Annotated in this window: 17 protein-coding genes and 4 tRNA genes; 2 read left to right on the top strand and 19 right to left on the bottom strand. The window is 48.0% G+C overall.

From position 1 onward, the window contains the following. Positions 1-15 precede the first annotated feature (15 nt). The 3 genes from QMA39_RS15410 to QMA39_RS15400 all read right to left on the bottom strand — a co-directional run bounded on the left by QMA39_RS15410 (position 16) and on the right by QMA39_RS15400 (position 4,666). Positions 16-1,551, bottom strand: coding sequence for a Ppx/GppA family phosphatase (locus QMA39_RS15410; protein WP_281659260.1), 1,536 nt, complete (start codon positions 1,549-1,551; stop codon positions 16-18). Positions 1,552-1,634: 83 nt separating this feature from the next. Beyond that, positions 1,635-3,530, bottom strand: coding sequence for a PrkA family serine protein kinase (locus QMA39_RS15405; protein ID WP_027956629.1), 1,896 nt, complete (start codon positions 3,528-3,530; stop codon positions 1,635-1,637). A 950-nt stretch (positions 3,531-4,480) separates the two neighbouring features. Continuing rightward, positions 4,481-4,666 (bottom strand): hypothetical protein, encoded by a 186-nt coding sequence (locus tag QMA39_RS15400; RefSeq protein WP_027956630.1) that lies wholly within the window; start codon positions 4,664-4,666, stop codon positions 4,481-4,483. Between the two features lie 191 nt (positions 4,667-4,857). On the opposite strand from QMA39_RS15400, the gene QMA39_RS15395 reads away from it, so the two are divergent. Beyond that, positions 4,858-5,673: a biotin/lipoate A/B protein ligase family protein gene (locus QMA39_RS15395; protein ID WP_281659259.1), complete on the top strand. Its 816-nt coding sequence runs from the start codon at positions 4,858-4,860 to the stop codon at positions 5,671-5,673. A 21-nt stretch (positions 5,674-5,694) separates the two neighbouring features. Continuing rightward, entirely contained in the window at positions 5,695-6,639 is a 945-nt protein-coding gene (gene lipA, locus QMA39_RS15390; protein ID WP_027956632.1) for a lipoyl synthase, read from the top strand. Positions 6,640-6,682: 43 nt separating this feature from the next. On the opposite strand, the gene QMA39_RS15385 is transcribed toward lipA, so the two are convergent. The 16 genes from QMA39_RS15385 to QMA39_RS15310 all read right to left on the bottom strand — a co-directional run bounded on the left by QMA39_RS15385 (position 6,683) and on the right by QMA39_RS15310 (position 17,874). Beyond that, the gene (locus QMA39_RS15385; protein WP_281659258.1) at positions 6,683-6,943 is read right to left on the bottom strand and encodes a hypothetical protein; all 261 of its coding nucleotides are present in this window, start codon (positions 6,941-6,943) and stop codon (positions 6,683-6,685) included. A 316-nt stretch (positions 6,944-7,259) separates the two neighbouring features. Further along, the gene (locus QMA39_RS15380) at positions 7,260-7,736 is read right to left on the bottom strand and encodes a tRNA (cytidine(34)-2'-O)-methyltransferase (protein ID WP_027956634.1); all 477 of its coding nucleotides are present in this window, start codon (positions 7,734-7,736) and stop codon (positions 7,260-7,262) included. 51 nt (positions 7,737-7,787) lie between these two features. Further along, on the bottom strand, positions 7,788-8,657 hold the full coding sequence (locus QMA39_RS15375) for an amidase domain-containing protein (protein WP_206936092.1): 870 nt from the start codon (positions 8,655-8,657) through the stop codon (positions 7,788-7,790). Between the two features lie 68 nt (positions 8,658-8,725). Further along, the gene (locus tag QMA39_RS15370; RefSeq protein WP_206936095.1) at positions 8,726-9,268 is read right to left on the bottom strand and encodes a methylated-DNA--[protein]-cysteine S-methyltransferase; all 543 of its coding nucleotides are present in this window, start codon (positions 9,266-9,268) and stop codon (positions 8,726-8,728) included. A 75-nt stretch (positions 9,269-9,343) separates the two neighbouring features. Beyond that, the gene (gene queG / locus QMA39_RS15365) at positions 9,344-10,474 is read right to left on the bottom strand and encodes a tRNA epoxyqueuosine(34) reductase QueG (RefSeq protein ID WP_281659257.1); all 1,131 of its coding nucleotides are present in this window, start codon (positions 10,472-10,474) and stop codon (positions 9,344-9,346) included. Positions 10,475-10,490: 16 nt separating this feature from the next. After that, positions 10,491-12,200 (bottom strand): ABC-ATPase domain-containing protein, encoded by a 1,710-nt coding sequence (locus QMA39_RS15360; RefSeq protein WP_281659256.1) that lies wholly within the window; start codon positions 12,198-12,200, stop codon positions 10,491-10,493. Positions 12,201-12,340: 140 nt separating this feature from the next. Then, positions 12,341-12,414, bottom strand: a tRNA-Gly gene (locus tag QMA39_RS15355). Between the two features lie 518 nt (positions 12,415-12,932). Further along, positions 12,933-13,385 carry a hypothetical protein gene (locus QMA39_RS15350; protein WP_027956640.1) on the bottom strand — a complete coding sequence of 151 codons (453 nt, stop codon included), beginning with the start codon at positions 13,383-13,385 and terminating at the stop codon, positions 12,933-12,935. A gap of 174 nt (positions 13,386-13,559) precedes the next feature. Then, positions 13,560-14,078 (bottom strand): hypothetical protein, encoded by a 519-nt coding sequence (locus tag QMA39_RS15345; protein ID WP_027956641.1) that lies wholly within the window; start codon positions 14,076-14,078, stop codon positions 13,560-13,562. A 136-nt stretch (positions 14,079-14,214) separates the two neighbouring features. Beyond that, the gene (locus QMA39_RS15340) at positions 14,215-15,387 is read right to left on the bottom strand and encodes a TraB/GumN family protein (protein WP_027956642.1); all 1,173 of its coding nucleotides are present in this window, start codon (positions 15,385-15,387) and stop codon (positions 14,215-14,217) included. A 139-nt stretch (positions 15,388-15,526) separates the two neighbouring features. Further along, positions 15,527-15,961 carry a DUF559 domain-containing protein gene (locus tag QMA39_RS15335; protein ID WP_281659255.1) on the bottom strand — a complete coding sequence of 145 codons (435 nt, stop codon included), beginning with the start codon at positions 15,959-15,961 and terminating at the stop codon, positions 15,527-15,529. A 125-nt stretch (positions 15,962-16,086) separates the two neighbouring features. Beyond that, a complete protein-coding gene (locus QMA39_RS15330) occupies positions 16,087-16,428 on the bottom strand; it encodes a hypothetical protein (protein WP_035532719.1) in 342 nt (113 codons plus the stop codon). Between the two features lie 105 nt (positions 16,429-16,533). After that, a complete protein-coding gene (locus tag QMA39_RS15325) occupies positions 16,534-17,310 on the bottom strand; it encodes an SDR family NAD(P)-dependent oxidoreductase (protein ID WP_281659254.1) in 777 nt (258 codons plus the stop codon). 265 nt (positions 17,311-17,575) lie between these two features. Next, positions 17,576-17,657 (bottom strand) — tRNA-Leu (locus tag QMA39_RS15320). Between the two features lie 11 nt (positions 17,658-17,668). After that, positions 17,669-17,742, bottom strand: a tRNA-Cys gene (locus tag QMA39_RS15315). Positions 17,743-17,799: 57 nt separating this feature from the next. Then, positions 17,800-17,874 (bottom strand) — tRNA-Gly (locus tag QMA39_RS15310).

Genomic DNA, 17,874 nt, shown 5'->3' with positions numbered 1-17,874 from the left:
AGCCCGCAGCGGGACTTACTTTTTATTTTCCACAAAAGACAGTTCTATAGTCTTTTTCAGTGACTTTTCCAAATGTTTTTTCTGTTTTTCCGCCTGATATTCTTCTGGCATCCATTCGCCCGAACAGTGACACGTAATATGCAGATCATGACCTTCCTTCGTCAACTCAAGGCTTTGAATCGTCTGTCTGCGGGTGCTGTCCAGGCTGTAGCAAAACTTCAGGAGGGAACCAAGAAGACGGAGCTTCTTCTGTTCATCCTTTAAGAACCACTTCTTATACGGCTGAAGGAACTGCTTGAAAATCGTTTTGTTCTTATAGGAGGCCATAAGCGCCATCCGCAGCCTCTCCATATGCATCAAGCCGTCAATCGTCCGGTTGGCAAGCAGGTAAAAGGTATGCTGGGCACTCGCTTCGCTGTCGATATAATCCCCCAGGTTGAACACATAGCTCGCCCTCTTCACTTCCTGCCAGTCCGAATTCTTCAGGGAACCGAGTCCTTTTTCATGGAGTTGACTGAAAAGCTGATGAGCCAGATGCTGGACATGCTGGATCTGCTTGACATTCAAGTCATAATCATTGATCAGTTCCTGAATGCTCTCCTCCAGCACGTTCGGAAAAACCGACGTCCCCATATCCTTCGTCAGCTGTTCAAAAAAGACACCGTCCCGAAGCCCTTTTCTACTCAGAATGAATCCGGAAGCCTGCATAGTATCATAAAGGGAATGGAACACTTCCGTCGCCGGCAGAATAATATCCGCCCGGTCTTTGGACAGCCCTTCCACCTTCTGCAGCTTCTTCATCGGCAGGGTGAATAAATAATTTTTAATAAAAGCGAGGTCACTGTCTTTCATTTTATACTGATGAAGGCCGGCCAGCGGGTACTCCTTCAAGTTTTGGTCGATCTGTACAAGGTTCCGCGCTCCACCGCCGATTCCGATCAATGGAATATCCTTCTTCTGCAGCCACGGCAGTGATTTGAACTGGTCAAGCAGGTACCGGCGCAAGGCCGCGAATTCGTTCTCGGTCGGCAGTTCATTTTTGAAAAAGTCCTGCTTCAGCGTCAGCGCTCCGAACGGGAAGCTGTAGGATTCGATCAATTCACGGTCTTTAAAATATGTAACTTCGGTACTTCCCCCGCCTATATCCACGGTGATCCCTTCTGTAACCGGAGTGGAATTCACAACGGCCAGGTATCCGTAATACGCTTCTTCGTGATCCGATAAAATGCGCATGTCAAAACCGGTATGCTTGGAAACCTGGGTGATGATCTCCTCCTGGTTCCCCGCCTGGCGGATCGTAGCCGTAGCGACACATACCATTTCCTCAAGCGTATACGATTCAGCGACTTCCTTGAAGCTCTTCAGTGTCGTCTGCAGCGTCTGCAGCCCTTCGGTGGATAACAGACCATCCTTTGTTAAATGGTTGCGCAGACGTGCGACCGCTTTTACGTTCTCCACTTCACGCAGACGTCCACCTTTATCACGCAGATAAATCACTAGACGCATCGTGTTTGAACCCACATCAATAATTGCATAAAATTTCCTGGCCATGATTTCACCACTCTTCATTTTTTGACATTATAACATAAAAAAGACCACCCTCTTATAGAAAAAGAGGGCGGTCTGACAAGGGATTACCTGTTCAACAGGCTGCCTACATATTTCAGCAGTTCGTTCGCTGAACTGGAGTTGTACCCATGCTCATCGACAAGCGTGGCTACAACCTCGTTGATCTTCTTCAACTGCTGCTCATCCGGCGTCTTCGTGGATGTCGTAATCTTCACAACATCCTTCAAATCAGCGAACAGCTTCTTCTGAATGGCTTCGCGCAGACGCTCATGGGACTGGTAGTCGAACTTCTTGCCTTTTCGTGCGTAGGCGGAGATACGAATAAGAATCTCTTCACGGAAGGCTTTTTTCGCATTTTCCGAAACACCGATCTGTTCTTCGATGGAGCGCATGAGACGCTCATCCGGGTTCAGCTCTTCTCCTGTAAGCGGATCTCTCAATTTCGCCTTGTTGCAGTACGCTTCGACGTTATCCAGGTAATTGTCCATAAGCGTAACGGCGGATTCTTCATAGGAGTACACAAATGCTTTCTGCACTTCTTTCTTCGCAATTTCATCATATTCTTTTCTCGCCAGGGAAATGAAATCAAGATATCTCTCCTTGTCCTCACTGGAGATGGAGGCATGACTTCCAAGTCCATCCTTCAAGGAACGGAGAACATCCAGCGCATTGATTGATGTCAGTTCTTTCTTAATGATGGTGGATGATATACGGTTGATCACGTAACGTGGATCGATCCCGCTCATTCCCTCATCGCCATGCTCCTTCTTCAATTCCTCAACGTCGACATCGCTGAATCCTTCAAGAATTTCTCCATCATAAAGTCTCATTTTCTTCAAGACATCAATGGACGCTTTTTTCGATTCTTTTAATCTCGTCAAAATCGTGAACATCGCAGCCACTCTCAACGTGTGCGGGGCAATATGCACATCACGGATGTCACTTTCCCGGATCATCTTTTCATAGATCCGTTCTTCCTGACTGACCTTCAAGTTGTACGGCACAGGCATGACAATCATTCGGGAATGGAGCGCCTCGTTTTTCTTATTGGCAATAAAAGAGCGGTATTCCGCTTCGTTCGTATGAGCTACAATCAACTCATCCGCTGAGATAAGGGCAAAGCGTCCAGCCTTGAAGTTCCCTTCCTGTGTCAAACTGAGCAGGTGCCAGAGAAACTTCTCGTCACACTTCAGCATTTCCTGGAACTCCATCATGCCACGGTTGGCCTTGTTCAATTCACCATCGAAACGATAAGCGCGGGGGTCCGATTCCGAACCAAATTGAGCAATAGTCGAAAAGTCAATCGAACCGGTCAAATCGGCAATATCCTGGGACTTCGGATCTGACGGACTGAAGGTACCAATGCCTGTACGCTTATCCTCTGAGAAAAAGATCCGCTCTACTAGAACATCCTCAATCCTTCCCCCATACTCCGTTTCTACACGCATCGTATTTAACGGAGACAAACTTCCTTCAACACGGATGCCGTACTCATCCTGAAAATCCTTGCGCAGATGGCTCGGGATCAAATGCAGCGGGTCTTCATGCATCGGACAGCCCTTGATGGCAAAGACGGCCCCCTCATCCGTATGCGTGTACTCCTCCAGCCCACGTTTCAGCAGGTTCACAAGTGTGGACTTCCCGCCACTGACAGGTCCCATCAATAATAGAATACGTTTGCGGACATCCAGCCTTCTCGCTGCCGGATGGAAATACTCCTCCACCAGCTTTTCCATCGCTTCATCCAGTCCGTAGATATCATCATCAAAGAACTTATAACGCTTATGATCATGCGCTTCTTCCACACCAGCACTTTTAACCATATTGTAAACGCGGGAATGAGCGGATTGTGCTAAATACGGCCGCTCTCTCAACAGCTCCAAGTATTCAGCAAACGTTCCTTCCCACTTCAGTTCTTCCTCGTATTCCCGGTGGTCTTGTATCTTCTTTAAAATGTCCACTTCGCGACCTCCCCCGTCGTAAGAGACGAATTTTAATACATCCTATGCCTGGCTCATGTAAAACATGTGTGATTCAAAGAAATGTGGAAGCGGCTTGGTCAGTCCCGACAAGCATAAGACCAGCACCGCCGTGGAGTGCTTTTCTCCACAGAGGTGATGGACTTATGACCTCGAGGGACTAGCCGCTGCAACTGGACAATGAGACTGAAATGCGGAGGCACCCCGGTAGATGCGACAAGCATAAGACAAGGATCGGAGTGAAGCGTTCTTCCTTCGCACAGATCATTGACTTATGTCTCGAGCATCTGGGTGCCAGAGCTGGACAACAAAAAGAAATGTGGAAGCGGCTTGGTCAGTCCCGACAAGCATAAGACCAGCACCGCCGTGGAGTGCTTTTCTCCACAGAGGTGATGGACTTATGACCTCGAGGGACTAGCCGCTGCAACTGGACAATGAGACTGAAATGCGGAGGCACCCCGGTAGATGCGACAAGCATAAGACAAGGATCGGAGTGAAGCGTTCTTCCTTCGCACAGATCATTGACTTATGTCTCGAGCATCTGGGTGCCAGAGCTGGACAACAAAAAGAAATGTGGAAGCGGCTTGGTCAGTCCCGACAAGCATAAGACCAGCACCGCCGTGGAGTGCTTTTCTCCACAGAGGTGATGGACTTATGACCTCGAGGGACTAGCCGCTGCAACTGGACGACAAAGAAATGTGGAAGCGGCTTGGTCAGTCCCGACAAGCCTATGCAAAGAACCAAAACATCAATCATGAAAGAACTCCAGGAATCTCTCAACTACAACAACGAATCCGTTCGACTTGTCCCCATGCGGTGTTGCCTATCCAGTGATTTCACATCATTTTGACCTGCACCCTGCAGGGTAGAAGGACAGCCCCTCTACTTAAACCTATGCCGCAGCCCGCCATTTATGAAAAAAGAGGACGGAATCAATCTCCGTCCTCTTCCACATCTTTCCCTTCCATATAACTTTTTCTTTTGGCAAGTCCCATGACGAGGAACAAAATAAATAAGAATAAATTCAGCCAGCGGTAATCGTCGTAAAAAATAGCAAGGATGGCCCAGATGGATGCACTGATTAAAAAAAGCACGCTGGACAGCAAGGTTTGATTCATCTTAATCCCTCCTCTTCTCATTATATAGGCATATTCCGAATCTGAGGATGCAAATTATTCAGCCTAAAGTCCTAATAAATTCCTCAAAGAATGATTTACTATATTTTGACATGCCTCTGTCCGATTGTTAGAATTGTTTTGACTATTTTACTTTGATAAAGTACTCACTCAAAAAGAAAGAAGGACTGCATATGGAAACATGGTACTTTGTCGATTCAGGCCATTGTACACCTGCCATCAACATGGCACTGGACGAGGCCCTTATGAATTGGCACCGGGAAGGGGCCATCCCGCCTGTTCTGCGTTTTTACGGCTGGGAACCTGCCGGGCTGTCTGTTGGTTATTTTCAAAAAGTAAAAGGAAAAATTGACTTGGATGGTGTTCAGAAGCATGGGTATCAGCTCGTCCGCCGCCAAACGGGCGGCCGTGCGGTATTACATGACCATGAACTTACATATAGTGTCATCGTATCGGAAAAACACGAGGACATGCCGGATTCCGTGAAAGAAGCGTATCTCGTCATTTCCAAGGGCCTGCTTGAAGGGTTCAGAAACCTGAACATTGATGCAGACTTTGCTGTTCCTGAAGGCAAGCTGGATGTGAACGGCTCAGCTGTCTGTTTTGAAGAACCGTCCTGGTATGAATTGATTGTGAATGGAAAAAAAGCGGCCGGAAGTGCACAGACTAGAAAACGCGGCATCATCCTGCAGCACGGGTCCATCCCGATTGAAGTGGATGATGGGAAGCTTTTTGACATGTTTGTTTACAAAAATGAACGCATCAAGGAAAGAGCCCGCAAAGCTTTCGGCAGCAAAGCCGTTGCCATCAACGAAATCCTCGAAGAGCCTGTCTCTTTCGAAGAAACAAAACATGCATTTAAACAAGGGTTTGAAAAAGGATTGAATGTCCACCTGGAGCCCTTCCACCTGTCTGAGGAACAATGGGACGAGGTAAGGAAAATCGCCCGGGAACGCTACGAAACAGATGAATGGAACTACGCCCGCTGAGCGGGATAAGGAGTGGTGAACGTGAGTAAAAACCAGGAATACATAAGAAAGCCGGAATGGCTGAAAATCAAGATCAACACCAATAAGTCCTACACAGGCCTGAAAAAACTGATGCGCGAAAAGAAATTGAACACGGTGTGCGAGGAAGCCCGCTGCCCGAACATCCACGAATGCTGGAGTGAACGGAAAACCGCTACCTTCATGATCCTGGGTGATACATGTACACGCGGATGCCGCTTCTGTGCCGTTAAGACCGGGCTGCCGAACGAACTTGACTGGGGCGAGCCGGAGCGTGTTGCGGAATCCGTTGAAATCATGGGATTGAAACACGTCGTTGTTACAGCGGTTGCCCGTGATGACTTGAATGACGGCGGTGCTGCTGTATTCGGTGAAACGGTGAAGGCGATCCGCCGACGGGTACCGGGATGCACGGTAGAAATTCTTCCTTCTGATATGAAAGGTGATTATGAAAGCCTGCATACCTTGATGGAGGGTGAGCCGGATATTTTCAACCACAATATTGAAACCGTCCGCCGTCTGACGAAGAAAGTCCGTGCACGCGCCATGTATGACCGTTCTCTTGAACTGCTCCGCCGTGTGAAGGAAATCCGTCCGAATACACCGACGAAGTCCAGCCTGATGGTCGGTCTTGGCGAGACGAAAGAGGAAATCATCGAAGCAATGGATGATCTGCTTGCTCATAACGTAGACATCATGACCATCGGCCAGTACCTGCAGCCGACGAAAAAACACTTGAATGTGGAACGCTACTACCATCCAGACGAATTCGAGGAACTGAAGCAGATTGCCCTTGAAAAAGGATTCAAGCACTGTGAGGCAGGCCCGATGGTCCGCTCCTCCTATCATGCGGATGAACAGGTGAACAGCACCTCCGCCCAGCGGCGGATCAAATACATGCAGGGCTATGAGTCCCAAGGGAAAGAACTCGACACGACGAACTTCTAAACAAAATCCCCTTCTCCTGATTAAGGAGAAGGGGATTTATTGATTACCAGAAACCTCCGTACGGGGGACGGCCGTAATAGCCTCCGCCTCCGCCTCCATAATAAGGCGGGCGTCCGTAATAAGGAGGTGGATAGCCATAACCGCCGCCGCCGCCAAATCCTCCATACAAACCAGGAGCCAGGGCACCGCCTAAAAAGCCACCCAGTAACCCACCGGCAAAGGGGCCGAAAAAGAAGAAACGCTCTTCTTCATTCCGAAAGTCTTCTTCTATTCCATAAGGATAAGCATATGGGTACTGATTCACTCGTTCTCCTCCTATCCATTCCTGTGGTTATTCACCTACTCTTCACTCTATGTCACCAGCCCGGCCATCGTATAGGCATCTGTCACCTGGGATAGGATAAAATTAACTGTAAGCCCATTCACACCTCGAATAAAATGGGGTATACTTAAACAAGAAACGCTTGTCTGGCTAGAAAAGGAGGACTATTCATGAATGTAACCTTGATTATTCTCGTCTGCCTCGCATTTTTGACAGCTATCTTCTCAGCTGGATATGATACGAAGCCAGGGCCAAGAAAGTAAAAAAACGCACCCCATGGGGTGCGTTTTTTCATGCCTTATTTGATTAATCCCGGAAAACCCTGCTGCAGTAAAGCATTGAACAAAATAATCGATGCGGTATTGGATAAGTTCAACGAGCGGACCTCGCCGGTCATAGGAATCCGGAGGCAGCGGTCTTCAAGGCCTGTTAAGAGCTCCTTCGGTATGCCGTCACTCTCTCGTCCGAAAACAAACAGCTGATCTTTTTCCGCATCACTGAAATCAAAATCAGCATACGATTTCGTTCCGAAGTTTTCAATGTAGTAGAACTCGCCTTCTGGATATTTCTCATACAACTCTTCTATCGAGTCATAGTAATGGACCGTCAGTTTGGGCCAGTAATCCAGACCCGCGCGGCGCACCATTTTATCATCAGTCGAGAAACCGAGCGGCCGGATCAGATGCAGTTCACTATTTGTCGCCACACAGGTCCGCCCGATATTTCCGGTATTGGCCGGAATCTCCGGCTGAAAAAGGACAATATGGTTAGGCATCACTTTCACCTCAGTCTAATCGTAGTCAACCAGACCATTATACCATATCGATCACCCGTTAATTCTGAAAAATTTATACTGAATATCCGGCGTGTAAGCGGTAGAATCCTCGTAGGCCCAGTAGCGGTGCCGGCTGTTTGATGTATGAGCGTTGACCAGCGGCATCCCCTGGGCATCCTTTTTCACAACAAAAGTATTATGATCATACCGCCCGTTTCCTTGAAAGTCATAACAGATGACATCCCCCGGCGCGAGCTGATCCGCGGAGGATACTTCCACAGCTTTCAAGCCTCTACGCGATCCACTTAAATACCAGCGCAGTGCATGAGCCACGGTCCAGCTGTAGCTCCACGTTCCATTCCCGTACCACCACCCGCGCGTCCGGTCCCCGGCTCCCCTCATCGGGGCACCGCCGGCCCGCAGACATTGGGAAACATAATTGGTACAATCAACTTCAAACTTTTTATAAGCCGGGTTGTAGCTGTCCCACCAACGGTCAGCATACCGCACTGCCTCCCGGCGGTTGTAGTCGAAGCGTGGATCATCCACCGGCTCTCTCTCCCCCATCTCGAAGGTCAAAGGCAAAGAAGAATCCCCGGATGCCGGAATCTCCGTTACGACTTCGTGATGAACCCACTTCCCTTTGGTCCACTGTCCACGACCTGTGTAGAACCCTTCTTCTAAAAAAACATGGCGCCCACTTTTTACAAGCATGGTCAAATGCAAGTCATAAGCAACATCCACCACGTGATCATAAGCCTTCCTGTGATAAGGATAAATGCGGAAAGCCATCCGCTGGAGCTTGTGACCACGCGCTTCCATGCCCTCCATTTTCCGCTTTAACCACCCTTCTTCCTCCTGATCGAAAACCCGGTCCAGCACTTTCTGCCAGTAACGCTTGATTTCCTCCGTGCTATTCATCCGCTTCCCCCCTCCTTCAGTATATGAAGGGGGCGTCAGGCCATGAAAAAAAGCCCCCGCAGGGACTTTTAATGTTGTATAGCTGTATGCTGTTTTTCAAAATCCAGCAGTTTTTCTTTTTTGTCCAGTCCGCCGGCATAACCGACGAGCTTTCCGTTGCTTCCAATGACACGGTGGCACGGCACGATGACAGAGAAAGGGTTTTTATTCACGGCCCCTCCAACAGCACGGATTGCCTGCGGAGAATGCAGCGCTAAGGCTACATCCTTGTAGGATCGTGTTTCACCAAACGGGATTTGGTGCAGCAGTGTCTTCCACACTTTCCGCTGGAAATCTGTTCCGTAACAGTTGAGCGGAACATCAAACGCTGTGCGGATCCCCTGGAAGTATTCCTGCAGTTCTTTTTCTGTCTGAACAATCAATGAATGATCGGGGTCATAAACCAGTTCACCTTTTAGAAAATGCTTCCTTTTCCAAGATTGATAGGTTGGGAGTCGATCTTCATGGTGACCAAAGTCAATGCGGCAGACTCCTTCATCATTGGCCAGAACAGTCATAGCCCCCAAAGGAGTTTGAAACGTGTCGTAATATAGAAAAGAATGATGGTTCATAGCCAACCCCTTCTTTATTAACAGTTTTTTCTATTATACTAGAGCTCTAGTGGATTGAAAAGGTACAGGAGTTGATTACGTTTGAAATTGCAGCCCTTTTTCCATTTCATACAAGACCTGTTCATCTTCTTCCTTTTCCATCGCTTTCTCAATGGCCTCAAAACAATCGGGACGGCCGATTTTCCCGAGTCCCCACGCGGCGGTTCCGCGTATGACCGGTCTTGGGTCGTGATTCATTAAACGGATCAATTCATCAACGGACGTTTCGTCACGATAATGAGCAAGCGCCAGAATCGCATTCCGCTGAATCGGCTTTTTGCCCCGCCACGAGCCGGAAATGAACCCGAATTTCTCTTTGAACTCCCGATTGGAAATGGACAGCAGCGGTGTAAGCTTCGGCTTGACAACCTCCGGATCCGGCTCGAATTCTTCATGATTATGAAAATCTTTCTTCCGGTTCTTTGGACAGACGGTCTGGCACGTGTCGCAGCCATAGAGACGGTTGCCGATCACTGTGCGGAACTCATCAGGCAGAAAACCCTTCGTCTGCGTTAAAAAGGCGATACAGCGCTGAGCATTCAACTGGCCGCCCTGGACGAGGGCTCCGGTCGGGCAGGCGTCCACACAAATGTTGCAGTCGCCACAGCTGTCATCCACCGGCTCATCGGGAGCAAAAGGAATATTCGTTACAAGTTCTCCTAAATATACATATGAACCAAACTCCGGAGTGATCACGGCACAATTTTTTCCACTGAACCCAATCCCTGCACGCTCCGCTACAGCACGATCAGAGAGCTCCCCTGTATCCACCATGGATTTCAGTTCCACTTCCGGAAACCTCTCTTTTATGAAAGCACCGAGTTTGTGCAGCCGGTCCCGCAGCACATCGTGATAATCCTGTCCCCAGGAGGCTCGGCAGAAAATTCCCCGCCGTTCTCCCTTCACACTGCGCGGTGCATCTTTCATTTTCGAAGGATACGCAAGAGCAATGGAAATAATCGACTGTGCGCCCGGCAGAAGGCGGCCGGGCTCGGTCCGCTCGTCCACCTCCCCCTTTTCGAAACCAGACTGGTATTCGAGTTCCTGCTGGCGTTTCAAACGGGCTTTCAATTCTCCGAACACATCAGCAGAAGCAAATCCGATTTTATCGATGCCGATTTCTCTGCTGTAGGTGATCACTTCTTCTTTAAACTGATGAAAATCCACCCGGACGTTCTCCTTTCTAACGGATATCTTTCACGGCAGCTGTCCGAATCCGGTTCATAGCTGCTGCGATTTCAAATCTTCTTGGTCTGGCCAGCTCCCCTGGATGCTGGTCTTTAAACGGACCGAAGGAAGCGAGGCCTTTCGTGTCCAGCTGTTTTTCAATATGATCCAGAAGTTCCGGCAGACTCTGCTCAGCCTTCAGCCGGCCTTTTTTATCGAGATGCAGAAGGATATCGGCAATCAGACGTGTCTGTGAGGCATCGACCAGTTGTTCTACACCGGAAAGGTCGATATCTTCATGACCCATCAGCAGCTTGAACAGTCCTTTAGCCTGGACTTTTTCCTTCTTCCCTTTTCTCGTCTGCAGCGTATTCGGAAGAAAGGCACGCTGTGGAACGCTGCCGAAGCGTTCTTCTCCGGCCGTTTGTCTTTCTGACGGATACTTCTCGGCAATCTCTTTCGCTTTCTGCGTGACGTTGACCGGGACATACTGATCCATCATGATAACGTCATCCGCTGCCTGGAAGTAGTCGCCGGAACCTCCCATGACGAGAATCGTAGAAACATCAAGATCGTCTCTCATCTGTCTGATTTTATCAATGAACGGCGTGATCGGTTCTTTTTCCTGTACGACAAGCTCCTGCATCCGCTCATCACGGATCATGAAGTTGGTGGCACTGGTATCTTCATCGATCAGCAGTGTGCGTGCCCCAGCCTCAAGCGCCTCCATAACGTTGGCCGCCTGGGAGGTGCTTCCGCTCGCGTTTTCCGTAGAAAAAGCCGTCGTGTCCGTTCCGTGCGGAAGATTTTTAATAAACGGCGAAATATCCACCTTGGTGACCTGACGTCCATCTTCTGCTCTTACTTTCACACTGTCCGGATCTGTCAGGACATATTCACGTCCATCCCCTTTAATGTGAGGATACACCCCGCGCTCGATGGCATTCAAGAGGGTACTTTTACCATGGTACCCACCACCAACGATGAGGACAATCCCCTTTTTCAAGGCCATCCCTGTCAGCGGCTCCTGACGATGAGGGATAGCAATGGAAACACGGTTCTCCTCAGGGCTTTCAAAGGGAACGGCTTTTTTCATCGGACGCTGGCTCACTCCGCTCTCCCTTGGAAGAACCGCCCCGTCTGCCACGAAGGACATCCAGCCGTTTTCACGCATCGCCTCTAAAAGGGCATCGTGCTGATCGGCAAGCTGACAAACTTCCTCCAGCTCGCTGTCTTTGACAGTAAACACAGACTGCTTCAGCATTTCCGGAATCACAGAGAAAAACAGCTTTTCTGCCTGCTTTCCATTAATGCGCCGACCATTTGCGGGCAGGCCGACCGTCAGGCAGATGATGATGTCTTCAGGCATCAGGGTAACCGCTGTCCGCTCTAAAATTTCCTGCCCCGGCTGATCGATGGCGACCATTCCGCTTTTTCCTGATCCCTTCACACTGAACTGGGTTTTCTTAATCGTATCCGCTGCCGCTCTCGCAAAGGTATCTTCTGCGTACGTTTTTCGACTCTTCGTCTCTTTATATTCGGCAGGAACAGGGCGCCTGCTTTGAGGCACCTGTATCCTGATTTTCGATGGAGCCGCAAATGGATCTCCCTGCACATAGTCTATATGAAGCGTATAATCCTCAAAACTGTACGTCCCTTGAATCTGCTTATATCCTTTGTAACTCTTTCCGTCGATCTGCTTCAGCATCGTTTGAAGTTTTTTCATTCCGGCATCCTCCTGTCTTCGTTCTATTATAGGTTGTATCCATTTTTCCGCATTAAAAAACGCAATGCTTCGTTACCCATTTAACGAAACACTGCGTTGGTTCACATAAGTATAAAAAATAAATGCATCACAATAGTGAATGGAGCGGGTGAAGGGAATCGAACCCTCATCATCAGCTTGGAAGGCTGAGGTTTTACCACTAAACTACACCCGCATATAAAGAGCTGAGTTGTCCGTACAACTTCCCTCATCTATATTTGTTATGATAACATCCGAATTCTATCGATGCAACATGATTTTTACGTTTTTTTGTCGAAATCTTAATAGCAGCTTTACAATGTTATGGGGTTATAGTTTAAAAGCCTGATAGGCCTACCATACCCGGATGGAATCTTTTTTATACATAAAAAAGCAGACTGCCGGGTGAAGCAGTCCGCCTGGAACTAATCCTTCTGCTTATGCTGGAAGACGTAGATGATGGAAAATACGAGAAAAGCGGTGAAATGCAGGGAGTCAATGAAGAGTTTAAACAGCTCAAACAGATCGGTTGTATTCATCTCAATCACCTCCACAATCCTGATGGACGAGGATGTGTGCGGGAGGGTAGCTGCATCTGGAGAAATATTCTGGCGCATCCACTGCCGGGGTCTTCTTATTGTCCCCGGACGTGCCGCCTTTATGTATCACAAATAAAAAGAAGAGCCATATTAAATGGCTCTACCTCTTTTTAACTTACAGAATTAAAGTGTTTTTCAAAGCAGCGATCAAGTTTTCAAAATCCTCATTCACTTGGGCAGCGACATCGTTTTTCTTGTACTCCTCATCCTGCTCCATGGAACTGACGGGTTCAATGAGCACTGTCCGGTTTTCCATAAATACGATTTCAATTTTTCTAGGAGGTGTGTTTTCATTGAGGCTGTAATCGTCGAAGTACTCCTTCATAGAAATGATCTTGTCCGCAAACAACGTTTCCTTTTTCAATGACATATCCGGCGATAAGCTTAAGGCTGTCAGCGTGCGGTCATTTCTGTTCACAATAAACAGGTGCTGCTGATCCGAATCCAGAACTTCAAGGCAGCGGTAATTGTCTGACTCAAAGATTTCCTCGGTAAACTCCAAAACAGCGGCCGTTCTCAGTTTACTAAGCTTGTCTGTACTCAACCTATCTTTTACAGCAATGGACATAAATGAAGAACCTCCTTATTTGTTTTACATTCTCCACATCCCCGTTTTATCACCATGAAAAACGGAAAAACGGCAAAATAAACAAAAATTACCATGTCATTGATGATGACTCATTCCAATGATTCACGATTTCGACAAAACGTGAGGAGGCTCGCTCTTACCTGACAGCCAATCTTAAGACAACCGCTCGGAAATCAACTGGAAGGAAAGGACAGCTTCCTTATAAAAGTCGATTTTCTTATCCTCCATCATCCGGTCCAGTTTGGCCTCAGCACTGGAAGCAATCTGCTCAATCTTCTTATCATCCGTAAGCTCAATCAACCGCTTCAACATCTGCTTCTTCTGCTTTGTATCTTCTTCAATTGTTTTCCACTGCTCTTCCGTTTCCGCTTCCAGATCATTCAAATCCTCCGTTACCCCTTTACCAAGGCCGGATACGAGTTCTTTCATTTCGTCATTGTCTTCAATCGTTCGGAGCATCTGATTATCCACGCGTTCATAATCCGGACGGTTCTCCTCTTCTTCGTCTTCCTGTTCAATAAAAACCTTCTCATAGCTTTGATCCTGTTGAATAATCGTCTGGGCACTTTCCGCTTCCCCATGATTCTCCCGATCCATCTCTGTCAGCTGCCACACACCAAAACCAAGGAGTGCAATCCCAAGAATCGATGTTCCCTTTACAAACCTGCTCATATCCTCTCATTCCTTATTGCGCATATTTTCTCTGAATTTATATTTTTCCGACAAACACATGTCATCTAATTGTAACATTCGTTGAAAATACTGTAAATGAGCATAAAAAAAGAGAAGTCTGTCATAGACTTCTCTTTTACAAGTTTTCAATAAATAAACGGATCACATCAGCTCCACCAATGACGGTCCCAAGCGTACTTCCCAGATTTGCAAGCACGACAACAAGCAGAATTCTCGTTACTTTGTTCTGCCAGAAGCCTTTTACCGTCGTGACATCATCGGAAAGGGATTCAAAATCCCCCACATTCGGCCGTCGGAAATAGGCTTGTACAATCCCGGCAAACCAGCCGGCCGCAAGGAGAGGATTCAGCGATGTAATCGGCGCAAGTAAAAATGCGGCCACAACCGCGAGCGGGTGTGCCAAAGCTGCCGCTGCTCCTATCGCTGAAAACGACCCGTTCCAAAGGATCCAGCTGATCGTCTGCTGGGTACCCGCGGCTGGATTGGAGAGGAATGTATATAAAATAATTGATAAAATTAATATCGGAATCGACCACCCGATGATTTTCGGCGCTTTTGATTTAGGCGGCCGCTTTTTCAACGCTTTCAAATCATGATCGTTATAAATCTCTTTCTTAATCCCGGGCACGTGGGCCGCTCCGAGTACAGCAACCACTTTCTCTCCGGGCGCATCCTTGATTTTCTGTGCGAGGTACTGATCCCGCTCATCAATCAACGGCTTCTTCAAGTCCGGGAAATGATCGGTCAAATCCTGAAGCATCCCATCCAGCATATCCTGGGACTTCATTTTCTCCAGCTCTTCCTCGGAAATTTTGTCATTGCTGAAAATGCCGTAGAAGATCGACATTAAGAGCTTCGACTTTCCACTCCAGCCAAGATTGCCCCAAATCCGGGAGAATGTCACCTGAATGTTCCGGTCGGCGAGCACCAGCTCAGCCCCTGCGTCTTCCGCAGATTCAATCCCTTGGATCATCTCCTGACCCGGCTGAATGCCAAACTGCTTCGCCATCCGCTTCTGAAACGATGAAACAGCGAGGTTCACTAATAACAGCGTCGCTTTTTTACTTTTAATCACTTCAAAGATATCCGTATTCTTCCACCGGTCACCGTCCCTGATAGACTGGTAACGCTGTTCGTCCAGCTCCACACAGACAGCATCCGGCTGTTCCTGTTCAATGACCTGCTTCACCTGCTCCGCACTTTGTCTGGAGACGTGAGCCGTGCCGATCAGGATATATTCTTTTCCTTCTATCGTTAATCTGGTCAAGTTATCTTCCATAGCTGTCATAAAACCTTCCTTTACCAAGTACTCGCCCTCCTGCCTGTTTCCCACAGAAACAGGACCCTCTCCATTGTATCAAAGATTCTGACCTTTTTAACAAAAAGAAAAAGCCAGAGGCCTCTCTGACTCGATCTTTTCGTCCTATTCAAGATCCTGCATGATGCCGGCCGGCCAGCTCCCTGCTGATTTTCTCCGCAATCCTTGAAATATCCTCTTCAATACGTGCCGCACTGAACCTCAGTACGGTCCACCCGTGATTTTTCAAAAAGGCATCCCTTTCCCATTCCATCTCCCACTCATCAGGAGATACCAAATACTCGTGCTCCACAGCTTCGATCGCAATTTTCAATTCAGGAAAAGCCATATCGATAATGAATTCCCCTTCCTGATAGTACTGCTGTGGATGCAGCCCATACTTGGACAATTCGCTGTGAAGCTTTTCTGCCAGCGCCTTCTTGGACACTTCCTTTTCAACCAGCTGCTTTTCTTCAGCCTGACGGCGACTTGAAAAAATAAGTCCAAACGAGAACAATAGAAATAGAAAGAACAACAACGTAGGAAAAAGTGTAGAATTCGTCATGTTTATCACCCATTACTATTCTATCCACCTATCCCCCCTTTTTATTCCTAAGGAGGCATGATTGTCCTTCTGCGGCATATAAAAAACCGATGCGGTCTTCATGACAGCATCGGCCTTCTCTTTCCTTACATCAGTTTACGTTCATAAACCACTTCGTTCGTTGACACATCCAAAGCATCCACGTTCAAGCTTTTCACCTGACCGTCCTCCGGATTTCTGGATCCCCACAGACGGATATCATTTTTCAAATTGTGATCATAAAAATCCACACGTACCGTCCGCAGTCCATCCTGCTCTTTATACACCCAGCACTCCTTGAACTCCATCGTCTCTTTCGGCTGGCTCAATATGTAGTCATTCAAGACCTTTTCAAACTCAGGAAAATCAATTTCCCCTTTTTGCAGCCCTTCGGCTTCAAATGAAGCAAACTCTGTATAGTGGTGAATTAAATCTGCGTTTTGACCCACGTCTATTCCTCCTTCACATTCTCTATCCATAGGTTTACCCGTTTCTACCAGGAAGAAAACGAGAGAATAGAACAGGTGCCCGGCTTCACGCCGGACACCTGTTGTTTATACCCTCGCTGCCATCTCTTCCAACTGTTTGACAAGAGCTTCACACTTGTCCACGTTACGCGCATCCGGATGCGGTTTACCGAACGATCCGATGTCGTTATCATAATATTCCCCTGAGGCATCTGCAAATTCATCAGACAAGGCCGCCCGGCACAAAATATCTGCACCAATGTTGATATCGCGTCCTTCTGTTCCAAAGGCCTTTTTCACCATTTTGCTGCCCAGAAGGGACATAGGATTCACAGCAACCACAACAGGCTCCACCCGCCGGGCCATTTCATACGTCCACATCGTCAGCGCCAGCTTACTCTGCGCATACGCCTCTCCATCAGCAAGCTTCTTCTTCCCGTAAAGAGCCTGCTCATCCACCGGCGACTGCGCAGCCGAGGATAAGTTAACGATACGGCTTGAAGCATCCATAAGCGGAAGGAGTGCTTTTGTCAGCTCATAGGGAGCCAATGTATTCACGGCAAAGCGAATGTCTAGTCCCTCGGCCGTGACAGGCTCCGTGGCATTGTATACGCCTGCATTGTTGATTAGAACGTCCAGGTAATCATGGTTGGCTGCGACTTCCTTTGCAAACCTTCTTACCTCACTCATTGAAGACAAATCAGCCACATACTGATCGATCTCCTCATCCCCCAGCTCGTTGGCTACGTCAGCCAGTTTCTCTGCGCTGCGGCCGTGCAGAAGCACCTCATGGCCTTCCTTGACGAGTCGTTTTACTGTCGCAAGGCCGATGCCATCTGTTGCACCTGTGACTACGATCTTCATTACCATCTTCCTCCCTCAATAACGATCCGTACTTCTCACATTCCCTAATCCATCGGTAATGGAACCACCTGATTAGATTCAGCATTTCCTCCTGAAATATTCAAACGGAGAGAGAGTCTTTCTTATGATATCCAGTGTATAACGTTCGGGAATGTATGCAAAAGGAAGTGTACTAGACTGGAAGAGTTCCTTTATGAGTAGGAAACCATACAAAAAAGACGATATCTACAATAAGTAGATATCGTCTTTCATTCAAGCTATTTAGTACCGGTGGCCGGGGTCGAACCGGCACTCCGTGAGGAACACGATTTTGAGTCGTGCGCGTCTGCCAATTCCGCCACACCGGCAAATAATCTTATGGAGGCGGCAACCGGAATCGAACCGGTGATAAAGGAGTTGCAGTCCTCTGCCTTACCTCTTGGCTATGCCGCCATAAGATATTCAATTATGATTGTATCATATTCAGTGGATCCTGAATATGTGAATGTATGGAGCGGGAGACGGGATTCGAACCCGCGACCCCCACCTTGGCAAGGTGGTGTTCTACCACTGAACTACTCCCGC

This window comes from Halobacillus sp. Cin3, from assembly GCF_947311855.1.
Lineage (GTDB): Bacteria > Bacillota > Bacilli > Bacillales > Halobacillaceae > Halobacillus > Halobacillus kuroshimensis.
The sequence above is the reverse complement of the archived record's forward strand: the minus strand, read 5'-3'. Positions and strand labels throughout refer to the sequence as shown.